Genomic DNA, 25011 nt, shown 5'->3' with positions numbered 1-25011 from the left:
GGCTTTTGTCAGACAGGCGCTCAGCACAGGTGGTGGGTTATGGCAAAGCTCGGCGATCACGCAGTGGTATTGGGAGCGAGCATGGCGGGTCTGGTCGCCGCGCGAACGCTCAGCGAGTTCTTCAGCACGGTCACGGTGGTGGAGCGCGATCCGCTGCCTGACATCGCGCCCGACAACACCGCCGCCGCTCGCCGGGGCGTCCCGCAGGGTCGCCACCTGCACGGCCTGCTGCCCCGCGGTGCTCAGGTACTCGAGCAATTGTTCCCGGGCGTCCTCGACGAGATGGTCATGGACGGTGCACATCACCTGGATGGCCGGGACCTTTCCCGGCTGTACTACCACTTGGGCGGGCACCTCATGGTGCGCACCGGCGGTGCCCCCTCGTTCGCCGCATATCTTGCCACCCGGCCCTTCCTCGAGGAACACGTCCGCGCGCGACTGCGCCGCATCGCCAACGTCACGCTGCTCGATGAGCACGACGTTGTGGACTTGACCACGACGTCGGACCGCAAGCGCGTCACCGGCGCCCGAATCGCCAACCGCCAGACCCGCGAGGACATCACGCTGAGCGCGGACCTGGTGCTCGATGCCACCGGGCGCGGCGCCCGCACCCCGGCATGGCTGACCACACTGGGCTACGAGCGCCCGCCAGAGGTGCACGTACCGGTGCACCTGACCTATGCGAGCCAATGCCTGCGCATGGCGCCGGACGCGCTACACGAATTCGGATTCGTCGTCGGGACGGTGCCGGGCCGGCCGCGCGGACTGGGCATGCTGCGCGCGGAGAACGACACCTGGATGTTCACCGTTTTCGGCGTCGCCGGCCACGCGCCGTCGACGGACCTGATATCGATGTGCGAGTTCGTCTGGGACTGCGCACCGCCCCACCTGCTGGCCGCGGTCCTGTCGGCCGAACCCATCGGGGAGCCCACCCGGCACGGCCAGCCGTCCAGTCAGTGGCGCCGCTACGACAAGATGCGACGCTTCCCCGACGGCCTGCTGGTCATGGGCGACGCGATCTGCAGCTTCAACCCGATCTACGGTCAGGGCATGACCGTCGCAGCGCTGGAGGCGGTGGCGCTACGTGACTGCTTGTCCGGTGGCACAAAGGATTTGGCGCGGCGATTCTTTCGGGCCGCCGCGGTGCCGATCCGCCAGGCGTGGGAACTGTCGGCCAACCCGGACCTGTGCCTACCCGAAATAGAGGGCACCCCACCGCTGCTCACCCGACTGCTCAACGGGTACATCGATCGCATACTCACCGCGACCGAATACGACCCCGCCGCGGTCGATCGCTTCGTCAAAGTCACCGCCCTCATCGACCCCGCTTCCCGGCTGCTGCGCCCGGACATGATGTGGCGGGCCGCGCTGGCCAACCGCCGCCGACCGCGCGGGGTCGACAAGCGGCCGGCTCGCGCGGACGGCGACCTGGCCGGCAGCGTGGCCCGCTAGCCGCGCCGGTACACCGGCGGCAACGGCATCGACAGTTCGGCGAGCACGCCACGCAACACCGTCGGGTAGTCGGTGATGATGCCGTCGACCCGGAAGCCGATCTGCTGGCGCATGGCGGCGGCGTCGTTCACCGTCCAGGGAATCACTTTGAGTCCCAACGCATGCGCGTGGTCGACGTACGACCGGCCGGCGACCAGCTGGTAGTCCGGCGCGGCGACGTCCGCACCCACCATGCGCGCGCCGACCAGGGGATCGCCGATGAGAGCGGCATTTTCGCCGGCCAACCACGGGGAGTCAGCCGCCCAAGTCCGCGCGTCATACAGGGCCACCAGTGAAATTGACGGTTCGGCGGCGCGTACCAGTGGCAGGGTGCGCCAGTCGAAGCTCTGGATCTGTATGCGGTCGACCTTGCCCGCCGATCTGACCGCGGCCAGGATCACGTCGACGAACTCCTGCGGTTGCGCGGATGCGCCGGGCTGATCGGCCTCCACTTTGGTTTCGATGTTGTAGCGGATCGCATCGGCGCCGTAGGAGTCGGCGAGCGCGAACACCTGCGGCAGCGTCGCTATCTTGTTGCCCCGCACCACTTCGGCCCGAGGGTAATCACTGAGCGGGCGGCCACAGTCCAGGGTGTCGACCTGCGCCAGGGTGAGCTCGTGCACGAGCTTACCGACGTAGGGATATTGCGGGTCAGCGTCGAACGCGGGCGTGGTGTCGGCGCACTTCTCGGGCTGAATCGTCGGGTCATGCCACACCAGCGGTTGCCCGTCCTTGGTGAGGACGACGTCGAGTTCCAAAGTGCTGACGCCCAATTCGAGCGCCTTGGCGAAGGCTCGCAGGGACTCCTCGGTGGCCTCCCCGCGCCCGCCGCGGTGGGCCTGCAGGTCGAAGTCGGGCGATTGGGCGCGGGCGAGGCCGACAGGCCACAACGCAACGGCCAGCAGCACCACCAGCACGGCACGAAGGCGCGCGGGCGCGCCGGGCACCCGGCTTAACCCCTGCGCTGGCGCGTGATTTCGGCGAGCACCACCCCGGCGGCCACGGACGCGTTCAGCGATTCGGCGTCCTGAGCCATCGGGATGGACACGACTTCGTCGCAGTTCTGTCGCACCAGGCGCGACAGTCCCTTGCCTTCCGAGCCGACGACGACCACCAGCGGATCGGTGCCGTCGATGTCGTCGAGCGTGGTGTCACCGCCGGCGTCCAGCCCGACCACCCGCAGCCCGCGTCCGGCCCAATCCGTCAGTGTCCTGGTCAAGTTCGTGGCGCGCGCCACCGGGATGCGGGCCGCGGCCCCGGCGCTGGTGCGCCACGCTACCGCGGTCACCGAGGCCGACCGTCGCTGCGGGATCAGCACCCCGTGGCCGCCGAACGCCGCCACCGAACGCACGATGGCACCCAGGTTGCGGGGATCGGAGATGTTGTCCAGCGCGACCAGCAGCGCCGGCGGCGAGGCGATCGCGGCGGCAACCAGATCGTCGGGGTGGGCGTAGTCGTAGGGCGGCACCTGCAACGCTATTCCTTGATGCAGGTGGTTGCTGGTCATCCGGTCCAGATCGGTGCGCGGCACCTCAAGGATAGAAATTCCCGAATCGGCTGCGCGGGTGACGGATTCGGTCAGCCGCTCGTCGGCTTCGGCGCCCAGCGCCACGTAGAGCGCGGTTGCCGGCACCCCGGCCCGCAGGCACTCCAGCACCGGGTTGCGGCCGAGCACCGTCTCGGATTCGTCGGTTCGGCCCCGCGCCGGCCGACGGGCCTGGGTCTTGGCGCGCTTAGCGGCCGGATGGTTGGGGCGCAGGTGGGCCGGCGGGGTCGGGCCACGTCCCTCCAGGCCGCGGCGGCGCTGGCCCCCCGAACCCACGGTGGGGCCCTTCTTGCTGCCCTCTTTGCGGATCGCGCCACGGCGACGCGAGTTGCCGGCCATTTATTTGTCGCGTTTTTCTTCGTGGGCCAAAAGCTCCCACTGCGGGCCGTCGGCGGTGTCGGTGACCTCGATGCCGGCGTACTTGAGCCGGTCGCGGATCTCGTCGGCGAGCGCCCAGTTGCGTTCCTCGCGCGCCTTCTGCCGGTTCTCCAGCTCCGCCTGGACCAGCACGTCGACGGCGGCCAGCGCCGCCGACGTCTCGTCGCGGGTCTCCCAGCGTTCGTCGAGGGGGTCGCAACCGAGGATGCCCATCATCGCGCGGATCGCGCCGGCATGTTGCAGCGCGCCTTCGTGATCGCCGGAGTCCAGGGCCCGGTTGCCTTCCGCGCGGGAAGCGTGCACTTCGGCCAGCGCGGCCGGCACGGCCAGGTCGTCGTTGAGGGCCTCGGCGAAATTCTGCGTCCAACGGCCGGGCTCGACGCCGCCCACCCGCACCCGAACGCGGTGCAGGAAGTCCTCAACTCCCACATAGGCTTTCACCGCGTCCTGCAGGGCGACCTCGGAGAATTCCAGCATCGACCGGTAGTGGGCGCTGCCCAGGTAGTAGCGCAGTTCGGCGGGGCGCACGCGCTGCAGCAACGCCGGAATCGCCAGCACGTTGCCCAGCGATTTGCTCATCTTCTCCCCGCCCATCGTCACCCAGCCGTTGTGCAGCCAGTAACGAGCGAATCCGTCGCCGGCTGCACGGCTCTGGGCGATTTCGTTCTCGTGGTGCGGGAAGACCAAATCCATTCCACCGCAATGAATGTCGAATTCTGGGCCGAGATAGGTGCGGGCCATCGCGGAGCATTCCAGGTGCCAGCCCGGGCGTCCCCGCCCCCACGGCGAGGGCCACGACGGCTCGCCGGGCTTTTCACCCTTCCACAACGTGAAGTCGCGCTGGTCACGCTTGCAGGTGGCGACCCCCTCGCCCTGATGGACGTCGTCGATCTTGTGGCCGGAAAGTTGCCCGTATTCGGGATAGCTGAGCACGTTGAAGTAGACGTCGCCGCCGGCGGCGTAGGCGTGATCGGTTTCGATCAGCCGTTCCATTAGTTCGACCATCTGGGTGATGTGCCCGGTGGCTCGCGGCTCGGCCGACGGGGGCAGCACGTCCAGTGCGTCGTAGGCGGCGCTGAAGGCGCGCTCGTAGGTGGCCGCCCACTCCCACCACGGGCGACCCGCGGCGGCCGCCTTGGCCAGGATCTTGTCTTCGATGTCGGTGACGTTGCGGATGAACGCGACGTCGCAGCCGCGGGCGATCAGCCACCGGCGCAGGATGTCGAAGGCCACCCCGCTGCGGACATGGCCGATGTGCGGCAGGCCCTGGACGGTGGCGCCGCAAAGGTAGATGGAGACGTGACCCTCGCGCAGCGGAACGAACTCACGCACGGCACCGGCCGCCGTGTCGTGTAGCCGCAAGCGGGCGTGATCGGTCACGACGTGCCAGCTTACCGGGTGCTTCCGCGGCGTCCGGCGCTGCGCGGGCTTACCCGGTGGCGATCACAAGCGCGGTGGCGATGGCGGCGAGCCCCTCGCCCCGTCCGGTCAGCCCCAACCCGTCGGTCGTCGTCGCCGACACCGAGACCGGCGCGCCCAGCAATTCCGACAGCACGCGCTGCGCCTCGTCGCGGCGCGGACCGACCTTCGGCCGGTTCCCGATGACCTGAACCGCGGCGTTGCCGATCCGGAAGCCTTGGTGCGACGTCAGATCCGCGACATGGCGCAGCATGTCGGCGCCACTGACGCCCTTCCAGCGCGGATCGTCGACGCCGAACACCGCGCCCACGTCGCCCATCCCGGCGGCCGACAGCACCGCGTCGCACAGCGCGTGCGCGCCGACGTCGCCGTCGGAATGTCCGGCACAGCCGTCCGCGTCGGCAAAAAGCAGACCCAGCAGCCAGCAGGGGCGCCCGGGTTGGATGGGGTGCACGTCGACGCCCAGTCCGACCCTCGGGAAGGGATCCGGCACGTTCACCGGCGCACCACGGTCTCGGCCAGCAACAAATCGAGCTGGGTGGTGATCTTGAATGCCAGCGGATCGCCCTCGACCACCTGGACCCGGCCGCCGACGTGCTCGACGAGCGACGCGTCGTCGGTGAAACCGGGCATCCCGGCCCCGGCACGGTAGGCACGCGACAGCAGATCGGTCGCGAAGCCCTGCGGGGTCTGCACGGCGCGCAACCCCGTGCGCTCCGGCGTCCCCAGGACCACCCCGTTGGCGTCCACGGCCTTGATGGTGTCATGCAGGCTCAGCGCTGGAACCACGGCGTCGTGACCGGCGCGCAGCGTCTCCACCACGCGGATGATCAGCGCCGGGGGCGTCAAAGCCCGCGCGGCGTCGTGTACGAGCACGAACTCGCAAGCCGTTGGCAAGGCCGCCAGGGCCAGGTTGACCGACTCGGTGCGGTCGGGGCCGCCCGCGACGACGGTCAGCCGGCCGGTATAAACGTGATCACCCAAGAGTCGCGTGGCCTCGTCGATCCGGTCGGCGGGTACCGCCACCACGACGTGATCGACGACCCCGGATTCCAGCAAACCGGCGACGGCGCGCTGCAGCAGCGTGCGGCCGTCAACCAAACAGAATGCTTTGGGAATTCCGGCGGCCAGTCGTTCGCCCGACCCTGCGGCGGGAACGACTGCGACTACTTTGCCTGACGTGCCCGTCTCCGGGGCCACCGAAGTGTCAGGACCTTCAGGAAGCGGCGGCCAGAACCTCGTCGAGGATGGTCTCTGCCTTGGCGTCGTCGGTGCTCTCGGCCAGCGCCAATTCACCGACCAGAATCTGTCGGGCCTTGGCCAGCATCCGCTTCTCGCCGGCCGACAGACCACGTTCCTGGTCGCGACGCCACAGGTCGCGGACTACCTCGGCGACCTTGTTGACATCGCCGGAAGCAAGCTTCTCGAGGTTGGCCTTGTAGCGGCGTGACCAGTTGGTCGGCTCTTCGGTGTGCGGGGCGCGCAGCACCTGGAAAACCTTGTCCAGACCTTCTTGTCCGACGACGTCGCGGACACCGACGTACTCAGCGTTGTCAGCGGGAACCCGAACGGTCAGGTCACCCTGCGCCACCTTCAAGACGAGATACTCTTTTTGCTCCCCTTTGATGGTGCGGGTTTCGATCGCCTCGACTAACGCAGCACCGTGATGAGGATAAACAACGGTGTCGCCGACCTTGAAGATCATCTGATTCGAGCCCCTTTCGTTACTTCATCCTAACACGGCCACCCAACTACGCGCGAAGCAACGATGCAGGTCAGGGGCACAACACGCGAAGATTAGGGGTTGACATGGGGATCAAGTCGTGCAATGCAGCACATTACCAATGCCCCCGCGGTGGCCCGGCGGCTGGTTTGAAAACGCCTCCCGCGGCGCTCCTGCGCAGGTCTGGCGCCCCGCGCTATCGCGCGCGAGACCTTGCTACTACTGTGCATAGTTGCATTAGTCGAACCGGCTCAGCAGGAGGCTTGAGACAGTGAACCGCTTCAAGATCCGTCTCGGCCTCCCCGCGCTCGCCGTCGCCGGCGCGATGGCCGTTCTGGCCGCTCTGCTCAGCGGTTGCGGAGCCGGTCAGGTCTCGCAGATGGCGGTCCAAGAGCCCGCCATCAACGGCAACAAGGTCACCGTCAACAACGTGGCGCTGCGCAACATCCGGATCCAGGCCAGCCAAACCGGTGACGAACTGAAGCCGGGCCGGACCGTGGATCTGGTGCTGGTGGCGGTCAACCAGTCGGCGACTACCGCCGACAGACTGATCGGCATCACCAGCGAGATCGGCACGGTGACCGTCAGCGGCGACGCTCGGCTGCCTGCCGGCGGGTCGCTGTTCGTCGGCACGCCGGAGGGCGAGAAGGTGGCGCCGGGGCCAATCGGTTCCAACACCGCAGCGGCCAAGGCGACGGTGAACCTGGCCAAGCCCATCTCCAACGGCCTCACCTACAACTTCACCTTCAATTTCGAGAAGGCCGGGCAGGCGACCGTTGCCGTGCCGATCTCGGCCGGGCTCAAGCCAGCGCAGTAAAACCAAGCGGACTAACCGCCTGTCGTGACGCGGGCTTGTCGTAGCGGCTCGATACCGTCATGGCGTGGCAACAGCGCGCTCCCAATACCGGTGTTCGGAATGCCGGCATGTCACCGCGAAGTGGGTCGGCCGCTGCCTGGAGTGCGGCACCTGGGGCACGGTCGACGAGGTCCCGGTTCTCAGCGCGGTCGCCGGCCGTCGTAGCGGCCTGGCGACGGCCTCGCCGGCCGTGCCCATCACTTCCGTCGAGCCCAACGCCAGCCGGCACCGCTCGACGGGTGTAGACGAACTCGACCGGGTGCTCGGCGGCGGCGTGGTGCCCGGCTCGGTCACCCTGCTGGCCGGCGATCCGGGTGTGGGCAAGTCGACGCTGCTGCTCGAGGTCGGCCATCGCTGGGCGCAATCCGGCCGGCGTGCGCTGTACATCTCCGGCGAGGAGTCCGCGGGCCAGATCCGGCTGCGCGCCGACCGCATCGGCTGCGGCAGCGATGAGCTTTATCTGGCCGCCGAATCTGATCTGCACGCCGTGCTCGAGCACATCGCCACGGTCAAGCCCGCGCTGGTGATCGTGGACTCGGTGCAGACCATGTCGACCACCGAGGTCGACGGCGTGGCCGGTGGCGTCACGCAGGTGCGCGCGGTGACCTCAGCGCTGACCGCGGCGGCCAAATCCAATGGGGTCGCGCTGATCCTGGTCGGGCACGTCACCAAGGACGGGGCCATCGCCGGGCCACGGTCCTTGGAGCATCTGGTCGACGTGGTGCTGCACTTCGAGGGCGACCGCAACGGCTCGCTGCGGATGGTCCGCGGGATCAAGAACAGGTTCGGGGCCGCCGACGAGGTCGGGTGTTTCCTATTGCACGACAACGGGATCGAGGGCGTCGCGGACCCGTCGAACCTGTTCCTGGACCAGCGCCCGGCCCCGGTTCCCGGCACCGCGATCACCGTGACGCTCGACGGGAAGCGGCCGCTCATCGGTGAGGTGCAGGCGCTGCTTGCCACGCCGGCGGGCGGCTCGCCGCGCCGCGCCGTCAGCGGCATCGACCAATCGCGGGCCGCGATGATCACCGCGGTGCTGGAAAAGCACGCCCGGTTGCCCGTCGCCGCCAACGACATCTACCTGTCCACGGTCGGCGGCATGCGGCTGACCGACCCGTCGTCGGACCTGGCGGTGGCGGTCGCGCTGGCCTCGGCGCTCGCGGACCTGCCGCTGCCCACCACGGCGGTGATGATCGGCGAGGTGGGATTGGCCGGAGACCTCCGGCGGGTCACCGGCATGGAGCGGCGCCTGTCCGAGGCCGCGCGCCAGGGGTTCAGCATCGCGCTCATCCCCGACGGGGACGATCCCCGGCGCGAGATCGTGCCGAACGGCATGCGGGCGCTGCGTGCGCCCACCATCGTGGCGGCGCTGGAGCACATGGTCGACATCGCCGGCCACCGGGGTGGCCCGCCCGCAAACGTGCGATCGCTAGACGCATGGCGCGCTCGCCCTGAAGAATGACCTTTTGTGACCCGTCCGACGCTGCGTGAGACCGTCGCCCGCCTGGCTCCGGGCACCGGGCTGCGTGACGGCCTGGAACGCATCCTGCGTGGGCGTACCGGCGCGCTGATCGTGCTCGGCAACGACGAGGCCGTCGAGGCCATCTGCGACGGCGGGTTCGCCCTGGACGTGCGCTACGCCCCCACCAGGCTGCGCGAGCTGGCGAAGATGGACGGCGCGGTGGTGCTGTCCACCGACGGCAGCCGCATCGTGCGGGCCAACGTGCAGCTGGTTCCGGACCCGTCGATCGCGACCGACGAATCGGGAACCCGGCACCGCTCCGCGGAGCGGGCCGCGATCCAGACCGGCTATCCGGTGATCTCGGTGAGCCACTCGATGAACATCGTGACCGTCTACGTGGGCGGGGAGCGCCACGTGGTCGCCGACTCGGCGACCATCCTGTCGCGGGCCAACCAGGCCATCGCGACCCTGGAGCGCTACAAGATCCGGCTCGACGAGGTCAGCAGGCAGCTGTCGCGCGCCGAGATCGAGGACTTCGTCACGTTGCGTGACGTCTTGACGGTGGTGCAGCGGCTCGAGCTGGTCCGCCGCATCGGTGAGGTGATCGACAACGACGTGGTGGAACTCGGCACCGACGGCCGCCAACTGCGGCTGCAGCTCGACGAGCTGCTGGGCGGCAACGAGGATGCCCGCGAACTGATCGTGCGCGACTATCACGCCAGCCCGGAGCCGCTGTCCGAGGCGCCGGTGACGGCCACGCTCGACGAGCTGGACGCGCTGTCGGATACCGAGCTGCTCGACTTCACCATCCTGGCAAAGGTTTTCGGGTATCCGACGACAACCGAGGCGCAGGATTCGGCGGTCAGCCCGCGCGGCTACCGTGCGCTGGCCGGCATCCCCCGGCTGCAGTTCGCCCATGCCGACCTACTGGTTCGCTCATTCGGGACGCTGCAGAACGTGCTGGCGGCCAGCGCCAACGACCTGCAATCGGTCGACGGCATCGGCGCGATGTGGGCCCGCCACGTGCGGGAAGGACTGTCGCAACTGGCCGAGTCGACGATCACCGACTCGTTGAACTAGGTGCGAATTGATGTGTGTCGGCCTCAGCCGGCCGGCGGGGGCATCGGCGGCGCCTCGGGCTGCGGCACGGCGCCCGGTTGCCCCGGTCCGGGCACCGGACCCGGCGGCGGTGGCGGCTGGTTCATGATGAACGGAACCGGCATCGAACGCAGATTGCCCAGCTGCACGACCAGGTTGTAGGTGCCCGGTCCGATCGCCGGCCGGGGCAGCGGGCAGTGCGGGGCCGAACCCATTCCCGTCCACGTCACCGCGGTGGTGACCTGCTCGCCCGGCGTGAAGGTCTTGATCAGCGTCTCGTTGGACGGGGCGCAGTCCAGGTTCGACCACAGCCGCTTGTTGTCCAGCGAATAGACGTAGGCGGCCAGCACCGCGGCGCCGACGTCGCGCTTGCAGGCCACCAGCCCGATATTGGTGACGACCATGGTGAACTTCGGCTGGTCACCGATGAAGTACTGCGGCGCATTGGTCAGACCCTTGACCGCCAGCGTCGAATCGGGGCAGTCGTCGCCCTCCTTCAGGATCGGCGGCGGCTGCACCGCGGCGGTGGGGGTGGGAGTCTCGGGGTTCTGGCCCTGCGCGGGCGGCACCACCGGAGCGGGTGCCTCGGGTCCTGCCGGTGGGCGCGCCTGCGGCGCGGGCGATGCCGGCTTGTTCTGAGCGGCGGTCGCTTTGTCGGCGTTGGCGGGCTTGGCTCCCGCGTTATGCCCCATGAATGCGATGACGACGGCGGCCACGATCCCGATCACGACGACCGCGATACCAATGGCCAGGCCTCTGCGCCGCCAATAGATCTCGGTGGGTAGCGGGCCACGCGGTTCCAGATCGAGCACGTTCGCAGCGTAGGCCCAGGTCACGCCGATTCGGTTGACCCGCCTCGGCGTGTCGCCGGGTTTGCCGGCCAACCGCCGTGTAGTAACGGCCGGACCACCCGCGTCGCCCGGCCCGTATTCGCCGCGGGGTTACTCGCCCAGATCGCCGGCGTGGTCGGTCAGCTCGGCCCGCCCATCGGCAAGCTGATAGGTGACGCCGGCGATCCCCAGGGTGCCCGCGGCCAACCGTTCGGCGATGATCGTGGACCGAGACGCCAGCTGTGCGACGGTTTCGGCAACGTGCCGCTTCTCGAACTCGTCGACACTGCTCAGGCCGTCGCGGCGGCCCACCAGGATCGACGGAGCCACGCGCTCCACGACGTCACGCACGAAGCCGCCGGGCACCGCGCCGTCATCGATCGCTCCCACGGCCGCCTTTACCGCACCGCAGCCGGAGTGGCCGACGACGACGACGAGCGGCACGTTCAGCACCGCCACCGCGTACTCGATGGAACCCAATACCGCCGTGTCTATCGCCTGCCCGGCGGTGCGAACCACGAAGATGTCGCCCAATCCCTGATCGAACAGGAGCTCGGCGGCCACCCGGCTGTCGGCGCAGGCGAACACCGCGGCGATCGGCTGCTGGCCCGATGCCAAACTCGCTCGGCGCTCGGCGCTTTGGTTGGGATGCTCGGGGCGTCCGGCGGCGAATCGCTCGTTACCCTCTTTGAGTGTTTTCCATGCTGTTGCCGGAGTGGTGTTGGGCATGGCACACATTGTGCTGTGCCGCGGTCGCCCGTGACTAACCGCCCTCGAATCCCGGCGGACGAACTTCTGGGGTGGTACCAGACGTCGCGCCGCGATCTGCCGTGGCGCGACCCCGCGGTGAGCGCCTGGCAGATCCTGGTCAGTGAATTCATGCTGCAGCAGACGCCGGTATCGCGGGTGCTGCCGATCTGGACGGATTGGGTGCGGCGGTGGCCGATCCCGTCGGCCCCCGCCGCGGCCAGCGCCGCCGACGTGCTGCGCGCCTGGGGCAAGCTCGGCTATCCGCGGCGGGCCAAGCGGTTGCACGAATGCGCGGTCGTGATCGCGCGCGATCACGACGACGTTGTGCCCGATGACGTCGCTACGCTGCTGATGCTGCCCGGTGTCGGCAGCTACACCGCCCGCGCGATCGCGTGCTTCGCCTATGGCCAGTCGGTACCGGTGGTGGACACCAACGTGCGTCGGGTGGTGGCGCGCGTGGTGCACGGCCTGGCCGACGCGGGCGCGCCGGCCGCGACGCGCGACCACGCCGACGTGTCGGCGCTGCTGCCCGATGACGAAACGGCACCGAAGTTCTCCGTCGCGCTGATGGAACTGGGCGCGACGGTGTGTACGGCGCGCGCGCCGCGCTGTGGGCTGTGCCCGCTGGACCGGTGCGCCTGGCGGCACGCCGGTTATCCGCCCCCACAGGGCCCGGCCCGCCGCGCTCAGACCTATGCCGGGACCGACCGTCAGGTCCGCGGGCGACTGATGGATGTGTTGCGCGCCAACGATTCTCCGGTGACCCGCGCCGACCTGGACGTGGCGTGGCTGACCGACACCGCACAGCGCGACCGGGCGCTGTATTCGCTGCTGGCCGATGGTTTGGTGACGCAGACGCGCGACGGCCGGTTCGCGCTGGCCGGCGAGGAGTAGCCGGTCAGGCCGGGGGGCGCGGCGCCGCCAGAAACGCCTCGACCGCCTCGCGGTACAGCCGGGGCGCCTCGTCGTGAACCAGGTGACCGGCTTCCGGGACCTTCAAATACGTTGCGGTGGGGCAGATTTCGGCCATCTCTTGCATCTGGCCGGGCGGGGTGACCGAATTGCCGGCCTCGATCAGCAGCGCGGGGGAACGCACGGCGTGCCACTGCGCCCAGTAGTCCCGGGTGCCCCACTCGGCGGCGATCTCGATCCACCGCGCGGTGTAACCGTGCAGCCGCCAACCGGTTTCGGTGCGGTCGAAGGCCTCCAGGAAGTATTGGCCGGCGACTGGCCCGAATTCGGCGAAAACCTGTTCGGCGGAGCCGAATTCGACCGGTAGGGCGTGCAGCCAGGGTTCCCAGGGGCCGGTGGTGCGGCCGCGGAAGTCCGGCGCCATGTCCTCGAGCACCAGGGCGGAAACCAGCTCGGGGCGCTCGGCGGCCAGGCACCATGCGTGCAGGGCGCCCATCGAATGCCCAACGATCCGGACCGGCACCTCGAGCGTGCTCACCACGTCGGCCAGGTCGGCCACGAACCGTTCGGTGCTTATGGGGTGCGGATCTTCGACGTCGCGGCCCCGATGCCACGGCGCGTCGTAGGTGTAGACGGCACCCAGCCGGGTCAGCCAGGGCAGTTGCCGCGGCCAGGTGGTCCCGCGTCCCATCAGGCCGTGCACCAGCACCAGCGGCTCGCCGTCTCCCCCGTGGCAAGTCAACAGATGGCTGGGCATAGCACCATCTTGCGTGCACCGCCCACGGCCCGGGCACGGGGATCGGCGGGGTAGCCTAGCGGCATGTCGCCAGTGGTGAAGATCAACGCAATCGAAGTACCCGCCGACGCCGGCCCGGAGCTGGAGAAGCGGTTCGCGCACCGGGCGCACGCCGTCGACAACCAGCCCGGCTTTCTCGGCTTTCAGCTGCTCCGCCCGATCAAGGGCGAGAACCGCTACTTCGTGGTGACGCAGTGGGAGTCCGAAGAGGCATTCCAGGCGTGGGCGCAGGGGCCCGCCATCGAAGCGCACTCCGGCGAGCGGGCGAAGCCGGTGGCGACCGGGGCCTCGCTGCTGGAATTCGAGGTTGTGATGGACGTTGCCGGCAACAAGCAGGCTGGCTAGCGCGTCATCGGCCCGGCGCCGCGCGTGGGTGCTGAGCGCGGCCGCCGCACTGGTAGCGACATTGGCGCCGGGTTGCGCCGCGAACCCCTCCCCGCAGGCGAACGCGGCGAATCCGGGACGGCAGATCGACACCCGCACCCCGCCCGGGATCCGGGCCCAGCAGACGCTGGACATGCTCAACTCGGACTGGCCGATCGGCCCGGTCGGGGTCGGCACCCTCGCCGCGCCCGACAAGGTCGAGTCGGTGGAAACCACCATGGAGGCGCTGTGGTGGGACCGTCCGTTCACGCTCAACGGCGTCGACCTCGGTGCGAGCGTGGCGACGCTGCACCTGACCTCGTCCTACGGCGCCGAGCAAGACATCCGGATCCACACCGATGACGGCGGTTCGGTGGATCATTTCGATCTCGAGACCCAGGCGCCCACCATCAGCTCGTGGCACGACATCGACGCGGTGCTGAGCAAGACCGGTGCGCGCTACTCCTATCAAGTCGCCAAGGTCAACGACGGGCATTGCGATCCGGTGGCGGGCACCAACACCCACGAATCCTTGCCGCTGGCATCCATTTTCAAGCTGTACGTGTTGCACGCGCTGGCGGGCGCGATCAAGAACGGGACGGTGTCCTGGGAGGACGAGCTGACGGTCACCGACAAGAGCCGGGCGGTCGGCTCGTCGGGGCTGGCTTTGCCTGCCGGAGCGCATGTTTCGGTGCGCACCGCCGCCGAGAAGATGATCGCCACCAGTGACAACATGGCGACCGACCTGCTGATCGAGAAGATGGGCACGCACGCAATCTCCGAAGCGCTGGCCACGGCCGGCCATCACGACCCGGCCAGCATGACCCCGTTCCCCACTATGTACGAGCTGTTCTCCGTCGGCTGGGGCAGGCCGGACCTGCGCAGCCGATGGGAGCACGGATCGCCGCAAGTCCGTGCGCAGCTGCTGGCGCAGGCGAATTGGACGCCGTATGACCCGGATCCGTTGCGGGCCCATTCGCCGGCGTCCTCCTACGGTGCCGAGTGGTACGGCAACGCCGAGGACATCTGTCGGGTCCATGCGGCGCTGCAGGCCGACGCGGTCGGCAAGGCCGCGCCGGTGCGCGAGATCCTCTCCGCGGTCGCGGGTATCCAGCTGGACCACAACGTCTGGCCCTATATCGGCGCGAAAGCCGGTGGCCTGCCGGGTGATCTGACGTTCAGCTGGTATGCCGTCGATAAGACGCAGCAGCCGTGGGTGGTCAGCTTCCAGCTGAACTGGCCGCGCGATCACGGGCCGACGGTGACCGGCTGGATGCTGAAAATCGCCAAACAGGCGTTCGCGCTGATCGCCCCGCGCTGAGGCCTACAAGCGCAGCGTCCAACGGCCACCCCGGAAGTGCATGACGACGCGGTCAGCCGGCTCGACGTCGATCCGCCAAAATGATTCCGGGGCGATGTCCAGCGCCGCCACGATCGCCGCCCGGATCACCGCCGGGTGCGTCACCGCCACCGTGCGTAATGGGTTGGCGGTCAACGATTCCAGCCACCGGGCAACCCTGAAGGTCAGGTCGGCGATCGACTCGCCGCCGTGCGGCGCGGCGCCCGGTTGGCTCAGCCAAACCTCGAGTTCATCCGGTGGCAGCCCCGCAAGCGCCTCGCCGCGCCACCGCCCGCAGTCGAGGTCTGCCAACAGCGGCTCGGTTTCGGGTTGCAGGCCAACCAGTTTGGCGGTCTGCAGGGTGCGCTGCTCGGGTCCGGACAGCCGGCGCTGGGCGGGGGCGACGTCGTCCAGAGCCTCAACCTGGCGGCGGCCCATCGCGTTCAGCGGTTCGTCGGCGGGGAAACGCCCGCTCGCCATGGCGTCGGTCATGCCGTGCGAGAGCAGCGTCAGCCGGACGACCCCCGTCACGCCGCGATGCTCGACGCCGGCCGCGTCCGCGCTGAAAGCAGCCGCCCGCTGATCGTCGCGAACACCACACCGATGCCCGCCCACAGCACCAGCTGGGTGGCCAGCGACAGCAACCTGAACTCGTAGAGGACATCGGCGGGAAATCCCGGATAGATGATCGTCCCCGCGGCGTCGCGCAGCGGTTCTGGTGTCTCGTCCACGGACGGCAGCAGCACCGCCGCCACCACGATCGACACCAGATACGCTGCGGCCGCCAGCAGTCCGGCGTTCCAGGCACCGAACCGGGCAGCGAGCCGGCGCGCCAGCCAGACCGCGCCGATCGCCAGCACCACCGATACCAGCACCATCACCAGGTACCAGCCGGTCCGCGCTGCGATCGTGTCGGCCTGTCCGACGGCCGGTGGGTTCGGCGGGTATTTCACGAACGGCACCACGTACACCGCCCCGAACGCGCCGGCCGCCAACAGCAGCGAAAGCCTTTGCGGCTGGCCCACTTCGGCCCGCGCATAGACGACGCTGAACAGCACTGCGAACAGCGCGCCCATTGCGAGGCCGAAGATCAGCACACCGAATCCCAGCCCGGGACCCGATTGCACGCCGCGGGTGAACAGCTCCGCGCCGTGCTCGTGCACGCCGTGCGCATTCTCGGCGTCGGTGCGACCGTCTTCAAAGGCGATAGCGCGACCAATGACGGGCTCGGCGCACACGCGGGCGAAGACGAACGCCAGCACCGCGCCGACGGCACCCGCCAGAAGACCGCCCCCGATCAGGCGTTTCTCCACGAGACGCGGTCAGTGGCAGGGGAAGCCGAGTAGGTGGCGTGCGTCGTGCACGAACTCGTGCACGTGCGAATCGCTGCCGAACAGCGAGACCGCCCCCTGGTCGATGCCGACGAAGTACAGCGCCAGCAACGCGAGGAAGACGGTCGCCGTCAACCAGAGTGCGGCGCGTGCCGCGGACAGGTCGACCGATCGGGTGCGGCCGCCGGTTAGCTGCGGGTGGGACACTATCGACTCCTTCTGGGGATAACGCGTCCCCGCTGGGTATGACGAGCATCGGGTCTGACTTTTGCAGTGGCGCGACCGTTCTGGACTTTCACCAGATTCCGTTACACGTCGATGACAACGGTCAGTGTAGGGCGCAGCGAAAACGGGCGGTAGTCCGAGATCGACTACCGCCCGTTTTCGCTTGTTCGCTATTGGACGTCGGGCCCCGGGTCGCCGGCGCTGTGCGCCCCGGCTTTCGCCAAATCCGGCTCGGCCGGCGGCTTGCGGGTACCGGTGAAGGTGAATGTCGCTTCCTCACCGGCGCTTTCGCCGTCCCAGTTGTCCACGTCGACCGTGACGACCTGGCCCGGACCGACCTCATCGAAGAGAATCTTCTCGGAGAGCTGGTCCTCGATCTCGCGCTGGATGGTGCGCCGCAGCGGGCGGGCACCCAGCACCGGGTCGAAGCCACGCTTGGCCAGCAGGGCCTTGGCCTTATCGGTCAGCTCCATCGACATGTCTTTGGTCTTGAGCTGCTTGCCGACGCGCTCAATCATGAGGTCGACCATCCGGATGATCTCGTCCCTGGTCAGCTGGTGGAAGACGATGATGTCATCGATGCGGTTGAGGAACTCCGGGCGGAAGTGCTTCTTCAGCTCGTCGTTGACCTTCTGCTTCATCCGCTCGTAGTTGTTGTCACCGCCGCTCTGGGTGAAGCCCAGGCCGACCGGCTTCGAGATGTCCGAGGTGCCCAGGTTCGAGGTGAAGATCAGCACGGTGTTCTTGAAGTCGACCGTGCGGCCCTGGCCGTCGGTGAGCCGGCCGTCCTCGAGGACCTGCAACAGGCTGTTGTAGATCTCCTGGTGGGCCTTTTCGATCTCGTCGAACAGCACCACCGAGAACGGCTTGCGGCGCACCTTCTCGGTGAGCTGGCCGCCTTCCTCGTAGCCGACGTATCCCGGGGGCGCGCCGAACAACCGCGACGCGGTGAACCGGTCGTGGAACTCACCCATGTCGATCTGGATGAGCGCGTCGTCATCGCCGAACAGGAAGTTGGCCAGCGCCTTGGACAGCTCGGTCTTACCCACACCGGACGGGCCGGCGAAGATGAACGAACCCGACGGGCGCTTGGGGTCTTTCAGCCCGGCCCGGGTGCGGCGGATTGCCTTGGAGACGGCCTTGACGGCATCCTCCTGGCCGATGATCCGCTTGTGCAGCTCGTCCTCCATGCGCAGCAGCCGGGTCGTCTCGGCCTCGGTGAGCTTGAACACCGGGATACCGGTCCAGTTGCCCAGCACCTCGGCGATCTCGTTGTCGTCCACCTCGGCGACCACGTCGAGATCACCTGAGCGCCATTGCTTTTCACGCTCGGCGCGCTGGCCGACCAGTTGCTTCTCGCGATCGCGCAGGCTGGCCGCCTTCTCGAAGTCCTGGGCGTCGATCGCCGATTCCTTCTCCCGGCGCGCCTCGGCGATCTTCTCGTCGAACTCGCGCAGGTCTGGCGGCGCGGTCATCCGCCGGATCCGCATCCTCGCACCCGCCTCGTCGATCAGGTCGATCGCCTTGTCGGGCAGGAACCGGTCGTTGATGTAGCGGTCGGCCAGGGTGGCCGCGGCCACCATCGCGCCGTCGGTGATCGACACCCGGTGGTGCGCCTCGTAGCGGTCCCGCAGACCCTTGAGGATCTCGATGGTGTGCTCCACGGTCGGCTCGCCGACCTGCACCGGCTGGAAGCGGCGCTCGAGCGCGGCGTCCTTCTCGATGTACTTGCGGTACTCGTCGAGCGTGGTGGCACCGATGGTCTGCAGCTCGCCGCGGGCCAGCTTGGGCTTGAGGATGCTCGCGGCATCGATCGCGCCCTCGGCGGCTCCGGCACCGACCAGGGTGTGCAGCTCGTCGATGAACAGGATGATGTCGCCGCGGGTGTTGATCTCCTTGAGCACCTTCTTCAGGCGTTCTTCGAAGTCACCGCGGTAGCGGCTGCCCGCCACCAGCGAACCCAGGTCCAGCGTGTAGAGCTGCTTGTCTTTCAGCGTCTCGGGGACCTGGCCGTGCACGATGGCCTGTGCCAGGCCCTCGACGACGGCGGTCTTGCCGACGCCGGGCTCGCCGATCAGCACCGGGTTGTTCTTGGTGCGCCGGCTCAGGACCTGCATCACCCGCTCGATTTCCTTCTCGCGGCCGATGACCGGATCGAGCTTGCCCTCCATGGCGGCGGCGGTCAGGTTGCGGCCGAACTGGTCGAGCACCAGCGAGGTGGACGGGCTGCCGGATTCGCCACCGCGCCCACCGGTGCCTGCTTCGGCGGCTTCCTTGCCCTGGTAGCCGCTCAGCAGCTGGATCACCTGCTGGCGCACCCGAGTCAGTTCGGCGCCGAGCTTGACCAGCACCTGCGCCGCCACACCCTCACCCTCGCGGATCAGGCCCAGCAGAATGTGCTCGGTGCCGATGTAGTTGTGGCCGAGCTGCAGCGCCTCGCGCAGGCTCAGCTCGAGAACCTTCTTGGCGCGGGGCGTGAACGGAATGTGTCCCGATGGGGCCTGCTGGCCCTGGCCGATGATTTCCTCGACCTGGCTTCGAACGCCCTCGAGCGAGATGCCCAGCGACTCCAGCGACTTCGCCGCGACGCCTTCACCCTCGTGGATCAAACCCAGCAGAATGTGCTCGGTTCCGATGTAGTTGTGGTTGAGCATCCGGGCCTCTTCTTGCGCCAGGACGACGACCCGCCGTGCTCGGTCGGTAAATCTTTCAAACATCGGGTTACCTGCTCTCCCTCAACATCGGTACAAACTAGTTAGCGGCCCTTCGAGCAATCCTGCCGGTCCCCTGGGGCCGGAATCGCGTACCTGTCTCCACTGTAGTGGTCGGCTTGCCAGCGGGCCTAACCTTGGCGTGCGTTCTTCGCTGCGGACGGGCCCGGTCTCTGCTGGGCCGATATCACCTGTGACTGCCTGCGGCTTTGCGCGCTATAACTGAAGAAACGTTGCGATGGCCGAATTCGTTTCCCCGGGCCGCCGACGATTGTTTCGCGCCCAGCGAAACGACAAACCGGCGCCCGGGCCTGCTAGCCCTGGGCGCCGGTTTGAGAACTGCTAGGTCGCTGCGTGGAATGCGTCGATCACGTCGGCCGGGATGCGGCCCCGCGTTGACACGTTGTGCCCGTTCCGCCGGGCCCATTCGCGGATGGCCGCGCTCTGCTCACGGTCGATCGCGCCACGGCCGCGTCCCGAGCCGGTACGCCCGCGCCGACGGCCCCCGACGCGGCGACCGGCCTCCACCCATTGCTTCAGATCGTTACGCAGTTTCGCGGCATTCTTGGACGAAAGGTCAATCTCGTAGGTAACCCCGTCGAGTCCGAATTCCACGGTTTCGTCGGCTGCGCCGGCACCGTCGAAATCATCGACCAGGGTGACGGTCACTTTTTTTGCCATTGGCTTGTCCTCGCATTTCGTCCTGAACAGTTACTAGCAGATCGGATCGAACCTCCCCGGGTAACCAATGTGCCATAACAGGGAAGCATACTCAATCTGTACGGAAGCCGCACATTGGGACTTTCAACTACGACTGGGGCCGAACAATCGGGAACAAAACTGTCTCTCGAATTGACAGTCCAGTCAAAGTCATCAACAACCTGTCGATGCCCATTCCCGTTCCCGTACATGGCGGCATCGCATACTCGAGCGCGGCAAGAAAATCTTCGTCGAGCACCATGGCCTCATCGTCGCCGGCGGCGGCCGCACGCGCCTGCGCGGCGAACCTCTCACGCTGCACGACGGGATCGTTCAATTCGGAATAGCCGGTTGCCAATTCGACTCCACGCAGATACAGATCCCACTTCTCGGTGACGCCGGCGATGCTACGGTGCTGGCGCGTCAAAGGCGTTGTCTCGACCGGGAAGTCCCTCACGAACGTCGGGGCGACGAGCGCGTTGCCCACGGTGTGCTCCCACAGTTCCTCGACGATCTTTCCATGTCCATAGCCCCGGTTCGCGGGAATTTCGACGCCGAGTCGATCGGCGATTCCGAGCAACTGTTCAACTGACGTCGCAGGTGTGATCTCTTCACCGAGAGCCGCAGACAATGACGGGTACATTTGTATGCAAGCCCATTCTCCGTCTATGTCGTAGACACTGCCGTCGGGAAGCGGGAGTTGTCGGGTTCCGATCGCCTCATCGGCTACCTCTTGAATAAGCTCACGCGTCACTACTGCCGAATCGTCATAGGTCCCGTACGCCTGGTAGGTCTCCAGCATGGAAAATTCCGGAGAATGCGTGGAATCCGCACCTTCGTTTCGGAACACTCGATTTAGTTCGAAAACCCGGTCGAAACCACCGACCACGCAGCGCTTCAGGAACAGTTCCGGTGCGATCCTCAAGTAGAGATCGATGTCCAGTGCATTGGAATGCGTGATGAACGGGCGCGCGGCCGCGCCACCGGCCAACGTCTGCAACATTGGGGTTTCGACTTCGAGAAACCCACGGCGTTCCAAAGCGTTGCGTATCGCGCGGATGACGGCGATCCGCTGCCGCGCCACCGTGCGGGCCTGCGGGCGCACGATCAGGTCGACGTAGCGCTGCCGTACCCGCGCCTCTTCGCTCATGTCCTTGTGCGCGACGGGCAGCGGACGCAGCGACTTGGACGCCATCTGCCAGGAGTCGGCCAGCACGGACAATTCGCCGCGCCGTGAGCTGATCACGTTGCCGTGCACGTAGACGATGTCGCCGAGGTCGACATCGGCCTTCCACGCGTCGAGGGATTGCTGGCCGACCTTGTCCAGGCTGATCATCACCTGCAGGCTGGTGCCGTCGCCCTCTTGCAGCGTGGCGAAGCAGAGTTTGCCGGAGTTGCGGGCGAAGATCACCCGGCCAGCGACGCCGACGTGGTCGTCGGTCGCGGTGTCGACCGGCAGGTCGGGATGGGCTGCCCGCACCTGGGCCAGCGTGTGGGTGCGTTCGACGGAGACCGGGTAGGGGTCATGCCCTTCGTCGAGCAGCCGAGCGCGCTTATCGCGGCGAATTCGGTACTGCTCGGGAATATCTAGGTCGTCGGCACTCACGACGTGCCAGCTTAAAGGACCGCGCTTTGACGGTGCGTCGACGTCAGCGTGCCGTCTTCAGCCGGCCGCGCTGCGCGTCGGGGTTGCGTTCGAAGATTAGCCGCAGGCCGTGCAGGGTCAGGTGCTGGTCGTAGTGGGTGACGGTCTGCAGCTCGGGCAGCAGCAGCGGCGCGGCGTGGCCGGTGGCGACGATCGCGACGTCGTCGCCGGCAAAGCCGTCCACGTCGTCGCGGATGCGCCCGACCAAACCGTCGACCAGCCCGGCGAAACCGAACACGGCTCCCGCCTGCATGCACTCGACGGTGTTCTTGCCGACCACCGAACGGGGACGGGTCAATTCCACTCGGCGCAGGGCCGCCGAGCGGGCCGCGGCGGCGTCGGAGGACACCTGCAATCCCGGCGCGATGGCGCCGCCGAGGAACTCGCCTTTGACCGACACGACGTCCACACAGATCGAGGATCCGAAGTCGATGACGATGGCGGGGGCATTGAATCGGTGAAAAGCGGCCAGGCAGTTGACGATTCGGTCGGCGCCGACTTCCTTTGGATTGTCTACGAGCAGTGGGATGCCGGTGCGCACCCCGGGCTCGATGAGCACGTGCGGCACCGACGGCCAGTACTGGTCGAGCATGAGCCGCACCTCGTGCAGCACGGAGGGGACGGTCGACAGCGCCGCGGCGCCGGTGAGCCGCTCCGAATCGTCGCCGATGAGACCGTCGATGGTCAGGGCCAACTCGTCGGCGGTGATCTCCGCTTCGGTGCGGATTCGCCATTGCTGCACGACGTTTGCGTGCTCTTTGGATCCCGAAATCAGCCCGACGACGGTGTGGGTGTTACGGACGTCGATCGCCAGCAGCACGGCTACCGCGCAACGATCCGGGGATTGAGTAGCTCGGCCGCGTCGTCGGGCACGAATGCCGGATCGCTGCCCAGGTCGATCTGCTTGTTGTCGGCGTCGACGAACACGATGCGCGGCTTATAGGCACGCGCCTCAGCATCTTCCATCGTCCCGTAGGCGATCAGGATCACCAGGTCGCCGGGGTGGACGAGATGTGCTGCGGCGCCGTTGATTCCGATCACGCCGCTGCCGCGTTCGCCGGTGATCGCGTAGGTGACCAGCCGGGCGCCGTTGTCGATGTCGACGATGGTGACCTGTTCACCCTCGAGCAGGTCCGCGGCGTCCATCAGGTCGGCGTCGATGGTCACCGAGCCGACGTAGTGCAGGTCTGCCTGCGTGACGGTGGCCCGGTGGATCTTCGACTTGAGCATCGTCCTGCGCATCAATTCCTCCAAGGTGATCGGGCGTATTCGTGGTGTCCGTCCGGCCCAGCGGTGCCGGCGGGTGTTTCGATCTGCATTTCGATGTTGTCCAGCAGCCTGGTGGTGCCCAGCCGGGCTGCGACCAGCAGCCGGGCCGAACCGTGGGTGGGCGCCGGGCCGAGCCCGGCGTCGCGCAGCTCGAGGTAGTCGACGGTGAGGTCGGGCACGGCGTCCAGCACCGCGCGCGCCGCGGCCAGCGCGGCCGCACCGCCGTCGTGCGCGGCATGTGCACCGGCCGTCAGCGCGGCCGAAAGCGTCACGGCCAGTTCGCGTTGCGTGGGGTCCAGGTAGCGGTTGCGCGACGACATGGCCAGGCCGTCGGATTCCCGGACGGTCGGCACCCCCACGACCTGCGCGTCGATGTTGAGGTCGGCGACCATCTGACGGACCATCACCAGCTGCTGATAGTCCTTCTCCCCGAAGAAGATCCGGTCCGGCCGCACGATCTGCAGCAGCTTGCACACCACGGTGAGCATTCCCGCGAAATGGGTGGGCCGGACGGCGCCCTCGAGCTCGGCGGCCAGCGGTCCCGGCTGCACGGTGGTGCGCAGGCCGTCGGGATACATCGCGGCGGCCGTCGGGGTGAAAACGATTTCGACGCCGTCGGCGCGCAGCAGGGCGACGTCGTCGTCCAGGGTGCGGGGATAGGCGCCGAGGTCCTCGCCCGCGCCGAATTGCAGCGGGTTGACGAAGATCGACACCACCACCACCGCGCCGGGCACCCGCTTGGCCGCGCGCACCAACGCCAGGTGTCCGTCGTGCAGTGCACCCATGGTGGGCACCAACATCACCCGGCGCCCGGTGTGGCGCAGCGCGCGGCTGACGTCGGCGACATCACGCGGGGCGGAGTAGACGTTGAGTTCGCCCGCCGTGAAGCCCGGAGGCCCGCCGGGACTCATGGCGCCAGCACCTCCACGACATCCCTGGGGGCGTGCGCGCGCTGGGCGGTCCTCAGGGCGTTCATCCGGTATGCCTGCGCCAGCTCCGGACCGACCTGACCCAGCGCGGACAGGTGCCCCGCGACCGCGGCGGCGTCGCCGCGGGCGACCGGGCCGGTGAGCGCCGCCTGCCCGCGTTGCAAGGTGTTCTCCAGCGCGGCCCTGGCCAGCGGTCCGATGATGCGTTCGGCGATGCCGCCCGGTTGGTCGTCGACGATCTGTTGGCCGAGCAGTTCGCTGCCGCGCAGTGCGGCGCGCAGCGCGTCGAGCGCGTCGGCGAGCACGGTCACGATGTGGTTGCCGGCGTGGGCGAGGGCAGCGTGGTACAGGACGCGGGCTTCCTCGGCGACGCAGAACGGTTCGCCGCCCATCTCGAGGACCAGCGATTGCCCGATCGCGTATCCGATTTCGTCGGCCGCGGTGACGCCGAAGCAGGAATCCGCCAGCCGGCCGATGTCTTCATCGGAGCCGGTGAACGTCATCGCGGGGTGGATCGCGAGCGGGATGCAGCCGTCCCGGGCCAGCGGCCCGAGAATGCCGATACCGTTGGCGCCGGACGTGTGGGCCACGATGGTTCCGGGTCGCACCGCCGACGTGGCGGCCAGCCCGGATACCAGGCCGGCGAGTTCGCTGTCGGGGACCGCGAGCAGCAACAGCTCGGCACCGGCGGCCACCTCGGGCGGTGGTGCCACCGGCGTATCGGGCAGCCGGCGTTGTGCGCGCTGCCGAGACGCATGGGAAATGGCGCTACATGCCACCACGACATGGTCGGCGCGCTCCAGCGCGACGCCGAGAGCGGTGCCCACGCGGCCGGCCGAGATGATTCCCACCTTGAGCCGAGCCGGGCGCAAACCGTCGAGCTGCCCCATCGCAGACGACCTCACAAATATCTTGTTTCGTTCCGGTCCCACCTGGTGGGTACCGTTCGGTCACCACGACTGTAGTCGATTACCAGGCATTACCCAATGTGAGGAAGCTCCCAGCTCAGCCGTCGCGGCGACGTCGCCGGCCGCCCTCTAAGGGCTGCACCTGCAGGCGGGCCAGCAGATCGGCCACCGACTGCCCTCCCGTGGGGGCGCCGTCTCCCGCGCTGTTGAGGCCCTCTTGCTGGGGGTCACCGCCGTGCCTGGGCGCCTGCTCCGGTGCCGGCGGTGGCGCCAGGCGCGGCGGCGGGGGCGCATCCGCGGATGGGCCCGGGTGCATCGGGGGACCCGGGCC

The 25011-nt window shown here is 68.1% G+C and carries 26 protein-coding genes and 1 pseudogene; 7 read left to right on the top strand and 20 right to left on the bottom strand.

Annotated elements, in window-relative coordinates:
- The first annotated feature begins 39 nt into the window (after positions 1–39).
- Positions 40–1452, top strand: coding sequence for an NAD(P)/FAD-dependent oxidoreductase (locus tag A5753_RS00835; RefSeq protein WP_067122089.1), 1413 nt, complete (start codon positions 40–42; stop codon positions 1450–1452).
- Here the strand turns inward: A5753_RS00835 and A5753_RS00830 are convergent.
- Genes A5753_RS00830 through carD form a run of 6 tightly spaced genes read right to left on the bottom strand, consistent with a single transcriptional unit; the run spans position 1449 to position 6539 of the window.
- The gene (locus A5753_RS00830) at positions 1449–2408 is read right to left on the bottom strand and encodes a glycerophosphodiester phosphodiesterase (protein WP_369829280.1); all 960 of its coding nucleotides are present in this window, start codon (positions 2406–2408) and stop codon (positions 1449–1451) included. The genes A5753_RS00835 and A5753_RS00830 overlap by 4 nt on opposite strands.
- A 35-nt stretch (positions 2409–2443) precedes the next feature.
- The gene (gene rlmB / locus A5753_RS00825) at positions 2444–3376 is read right to left on the bottom strand and encodes a 23S rRNA (guanosine(2251)-2'-O)-methyltransferase RlmB (RefSeq protein WP_067122086.1); all 933 of its coding nucleotides are present in this window, start codon (positions 3374–3376) and stop codon (positions 2444–2446) included.
- Complete coding sequence (gene cysS, locus A5753_RS00820) at positions 3377–4795, bottom strand: cysteine--tRNA ligase (protein WP_067122083.1); 1419 nt, start codon at positions 4793–4795, stop codon at positions 3377–3379.
- 49 nt (positions 4796–4844) lie between these two features.
- A complete protein-coding gene (ispF, locus tag A5753_RS00815; protein WP_369829279.1) occupies positions 4845–5327 on the bottom strand; it encodes a 2-C-methyl-D-erythritol 2,4-cyclodiphosphate synthase in 483 nt (160 codons plus the stop codon).
- A gap of 2 nt (positions 5328–5329) precedes the next feature.
- Positions 5330–6034, bottom strand: a complete 705-nt coding sequence (ispD, locus tag A5753_RS00810; protein ID WP_067122077.1) for a 2-C-methyl-D-erythritol 4-phosphate cytidylyltransferase — start codon at positions 6032–6034, stop codon at positions 5330–5332.
- 16 nt (positions 6035–6050) lie between these two features.
- Positions 6051–6539, bottom strand: coding sequence for an RNA polymerase-binding transcription factor CarD (gene carD, locus A5753_RS00805; RefSeq protein ID WP_007166539.1), 489 nt, complete (start codon positions 6537–6539; stop codon positions 6051–6053).
- A 289-nt stretch (positions 6540–6828) separates the two neighbouring features.
- On the opposite strand from carD, the gene A5753_RS00800 reads away from it, so the two are divergent.
- From A5753_RS00800 to disA, 3 genes are all read left to right on the top strand, one after another.
- On the top strand, positions 6829–7374 hold the full coding sequence (locus A5753_RS00800) for a hypothetical protein (protein WP_067122074.1): 546 nt from the start codon (positions 6829–6831) through the stop codon (positions 7372–7374).
- 64 nt (positions 7375–7438) lie between these two features.
- Positions 7439–8875: a DNA repair protein RadA gene (gene radA / locus A5753_RS00795; protein ID WP_067122071.1), complete on the top strand. Its 1437-nt coding sequence runs from the start codon at positions 7439–7441 to the stop codon at positions 8873–8875.
- A 6-nt stretch (positions 8876–8881) separates the two neighbouring features.
- Positions 8882–9955 carry a DNA integrity scanning diadenylate cyclase DisA gene (gene disA / locus A5753_RS00790; protein ID WP_067122068.1) on the top strand — a complete coding sequence of 358 codons (1074 nt, stop codon included), beginning with the start codon at positions 8882–8884 and terminating at the stop codon, positions 9953–9955.
- Between the two features lie 23 nt (positions 9956–9978).
- Here the strand turns inward: disA and A5753_RS00785 are convergent, their stop codons facing one another.
- A complete protein-coding gene (locus A5753_RS00785; RefSeq protein ID WP_156655847.1) occupies positions 9979–10785 on the bottom strand; it encodes a hypothetical protein in 807 nt (268 codons plus the stop codon).
- Positions 10786–10914: 129 nt separating this feature from the next.
- Complete coding sequence (locus A5753_RS00780; RefSeq protein ID WP_067122123.1) at positions 10915–11532, bottom strand: carbonic anhydrase; 618 nt, start codon at positions 11530–11532, stop codon at positions 10915–10917.
- 15 nt (positions 11533–11547) lie between these two features.
- Between A5753_RS00780 and A5753_RS00775 the strand changes: the two genes are divergently transcribed.
- Positions 11548–12447, top strand: coding sequence for an A/G-specific adenine glycosylase (locus tag A5753_RS00775; protein WP_067122064.1), 900 nt, complete (start codon positions 11548–11550; stop codon positions 12445–12447).
- 4 nt (positions 12448–12451) lie between these two features.
- Here the strand turns inward: A5753_RS00775 and A5753_RS00770 are convergent, their stop codons facing one another.
- Positions 12452–13222 (bottom strand): alpha/beta fold hydrolase, encoded by a 771-nt coding sequence (locus A5753_RS00770; RefSeq protein WP_067122061.1) that lies wholly within the window; start codon positions 13220–13222, stop codon positions 12452–12454.
- A gap of 63 nt (positions 13223–13285) precedes the next feature.
- On the opposite strand from A5753_RS00770, the gene mhuD reads away from it, so the two are divergent.
- Together mhuD and A5753_RS00760 are read left to right on the top strand one after the other, a co-directional pair.
- Positions 13286–13606: a mycobilin-forming heme oxygenase MhuD gene (gene mhuD, locus A5753_RS00765; protein ID WP_007772332.1), complete on the top strand. Its 321-nt coding sequence runs from the start codon at positions 13286–13288 to the stop codon at positions 13604–13606.
- On the top strand, positions 13581–14945 hold the full coding sequence (locus A5753_RS00760; protein ID WP_067122058.1) for a serine hydrolase: 1365 nt from the start codon (positions 13581–13583) through the stop codon (positions 14943–14945). Before mhuD ends, A5753_RS00760 begins: the two co-directional genes overlap by 26 nt.
- Before the next feature lie 3 nt (positions 14946–14948).
- On the opposite strand, the gene A5753_RS00755 is transcribed toward A5753_RS00760, so the two are convergent.
- The 11 genes and pseudogenes from A5753_RS00755 to A5753_RS23500 form a co-directional block, all read right to left on the bottom strand.
- The gene (locus tag A5753_RS00755) at positions 14949–15494 is read right to left on the bottom strand and encodes a histidine phosphatase family protein (RefSeq protein ID WP_067122055.1); all 546 of its coding nucleotides are present in this window, start codon (positions 15492–15494) and stop codon (positions 14949–14951) included.
- Positions 15491–16276 (bottom strand): CbtA family protein, encoded by a 786-nt coding sequence (locus A5753_RS00750; protein ID WP_067122052.1) that lies wholly within the window; start codon positions 16274–16276, stop codon positions 15491–15493. The genes A5753_RS00755 and A5753_RS00750 overlap by 4 nt, the downstream gene beginning before the upstream one ends.
- A 9-nt stretch (positions 16277–16285) precedes the next feature.
- Positions 16286–16501, bottom strand: a complete 216-nt coding sequence (locus tag A5753_RS00745; RefSeq protein ID WP_067122049.1) for a CbtB-domain containing protein — start codon at positions 16499–16501, stop codon at positions 16286–16288.
- Positions 16502–16689: 188 nt separating this feature from the next.
- Positions 16690–19236, bottom strand: a complete 2547-nt coding sequence (clpC1, locus tag A5753_RS00740) for an ATP-dependent protease ATP-binding subunit ClpC (protein WP_067122046.1) — start codon at positions 19234–19236, stop codon at positions 16690–16692.
- Positions 19237–19572: 336 nt separating this feature from the next.
- Complete coding sequence (gene lsr2 / locus A5753_RS00735; protein ID WP_067122043.1) at positions 19573–19911, bottom strand: histone-like nucleoid-structuring protein Lsr2; 339 nt, start codon at positions 19909–19911, stop codon at positions 19573–19575.
- A 127-nt stretch (positions 19912–20038) separates the two neighbouring features.
- On the bottom strand, positions 20039–21535 hold the full coding sequence (gene lysS / locus A5753_RS00730) for a lysine--tRNA ligase (protein ID WP_067122040.1): 1497 nt from the start codon (positions 21533–21535) through the stop codon (positions 20039–20041).
- Positions 21536–21578: 43 nt separating this feature from the next.
- Positions 21579–22394, bottom strand: a complete 816-nt coding sequence (locus A5753_RS00725; protein WP_067122035.1) for a type III pantothenate kinase — start codon at positions 22392–22394, stop codon at positions 21579–21581.
- Positions 22395–22396: 2 nt separating this feature from the next.
- Positions 22397–22816 carry an aspartate 1-decarboxylase gene (gene panD, locus A5753_RS00720; RefSeq protein ID WP_067122032.1) on the bottom strand — a complete coding sequence of 140 codons (420 nt, stop codon included), beginning with the start codon at positions 22814–22816 and terminating at the stop codon, positions 22397–22399.
- Positions 22816–23754 (bottom strand): pantoate--beta-alanine ligase, encoded by a 939-nt coding sequence (gene panC / locus A5753_RS00715; RefSeq protein WP_067122029.1) that lies wholly within the window; start codon positions 23752–23754, stop codon positions 22816–22818. The genes panD and panC overlap by 1 nt, the downstream gene beginning before the upstream one ends.
- Complete coding sequence (locus A5753_RS00710) at positions 23751–24662, bottom strand: Rossmann-like and DUF2520 domain-containing protein (protein WP_067122026.1); 912 nt, start codon at positions 24660–24662, stop codon at positions 23751–23753. Before A5753_RS00710 ends, panC begins: the two co-directional genes overlap by 4 nt.
- A 115-nt stretch (positions 24663–24777) precedes the next feature.
- A pseudogene (locus A5753_RS23500) lies at positions 24778–25011 on the bottom strand (hypothetical protein); the annotation flags it as partial.

The organism is Mycobacterium sp. 852002-51971_SCH5477799-a, assembly GCF_001667145.1.
Classification (GTDB): Bacteria; Actinomycetota; Actinomycetes; order Mycobacteriales; family Mycobacteriaceae; genus Mycobacterium.
This window is presented reverse-complemented; position numbering and strand designations above follow the sequence as displayed.

What these genes read in the sequence shown, in the direction of transcription:
- A5753_RS00835 (WP_067122089.1), top strand. Translation starts at nt 40, where the DNA reads ATGGCAAAGCTCGGCGATCACGCAGTGGTATTGGGAGCGAGCATGGCG.
- rlmB (WP_067122086.1), bottom strand. Translation starts at nt 3,376, where the DNA reads ATGGCCGGCAACTCGCGTCGCCGTGGCGCGATCCGCAAAGAGGGCAGC.
- carD (WP_007166539.1), bottom strand. Translation starts at nt 6,539, where the DNA reads ATGATCTTCAAGGTCGGCGACACCGTTGTTTATCCTCATCACGGTGCT.
- A5753_RS00780 (WP_067122123.1), bottom strand. Translation starts at nt 11,532, where the DNA reads ATGCCCAACACCACTCCGGCAACAGCATGGAAAACACTCAAAGAGGGT.
- A5753_RS00770 (WP_067122061.1), bottom strand. Translation starts at nt 13,222, where the DNA reads ATGCCCAGCCATCTGTTGACTTGCCACGGGGGAGACGGCGAGCCGCTG.
- mhuD (WP_007772332.1), top strand. Translation starts at nt 13,286, where the DNA reads ATGTCGCCAGTGGTGAAGATCAACGCAATCGAAGTACCCGCCGACGCC.
- clpC1 (WP_067122046.1), bottom strand. Translation starts at nt 19,236, where the DNA reads ATGTTTGAAAGATTTACCGACCGAGCACGGCGGGTCGTCGTCCTGGCG.
- lsr2 (WP_067122043.1), bottom strand. Translation starts at nt 19,911, where the DNA reads ATGGCAAAAAAAGTGACCGTCACCCTGGTCGATGATTTCGACGGTGCC.
- panD (WP_067122032.1), bottom strand. Translation starts at nt 22,816, where the DNA reads ATGCGCAGGACGATGCTCAAGTCGAAGATCCACCGGGCCACCGTCACG.
- panC (WP_067122029.1), bottom strand. Translation starts at nt 23,754, where the DNA reads ATGAGTCCCGGCGGGCCTCCGGGCTTCACGGCGGGCGAACTCAACGTC.
- A5753_RS00710 (WP_067122026.1), bottom strand. Translation starts at nt 24,662, where the DNA reads ATGGGGCAGCTCGACGGTTTGCGCCCGGCTCGGCTCAAGGTGGGAATC.